1 protein-coding gene is annotated in these 665 nt (G+C 35.5%); it reads right to left on the reverse strand.

What is annotated here, in order from left to right:
- A partial coding sequence (locus V7147_RS07555) for a UTP--glucose-1-phosphate uridylyltransferase (protein WP_335367236.1) occupies positions 1-665 on the reverse strand: 665 nt, incomplete at both ends.

Here is a 665-nt window from a genome sequence, read left to right on the forward strand (position 1 = left end):
GTTGTAGTGTGTAAACCTTTTGTACGAGCTTTACATATTCAGCTTCCTTTGCAATATCAAAACGCTCACCTGCAATTTCAAGACCATATGCCGGCTCTGATTGGAGCATTAGTTTGATTGCATCAGTTAACTGTACCTCAGAGCCAACTCCTGGTTTTGTTTGTTCTAAGCATGAAAAAATGTCTGGCTTCAAAATATATCTTCCTGTTACAGCAAGGTTTGAGGGTGGATTACTTTTTGGTTTTTCAACAATATCAGAAATTTTATATAATCGGTCTTTTTCCTTCTTCTCCACCTGAATGACCCCGTAGCTTTTCAAATTCTCTTCTTCAACCTGTTGTAAGGCAATAACATTTTTACCGTATTCATTATAAGAGTCTATTAATTCCTCTAATGGGTTTTTATTATTAGAAAGGTAGATTTCATCTGGTAGCAATATCGCAAATGGGTCGTTTCCAATAAAGTTCTTTGCTAATGAGACTGCATGCCCTAACCCTTTTGGATAGAACTGCCTCATATAATAAATTTTCACATTCGGTAGCTCCAAGGTATTGAGGAGATGTTGTTTATTTTGTTGCTCTAAAAATGCTTCTAATTCTAGGGATCTATCGTAGTAATCCACAATTAAGTTTTTCGTACGTGAAATGATCATTAAGATTTGTTCA

Source organism: Bacillus sp. JJ1521, assembly GCF_036965165.1.
Classification (GTDB): domain Bacteria; phylum Bacillota; class Bacilli; order Bacillales; family Bacillaceae_L; genus Ferdinandcohnia.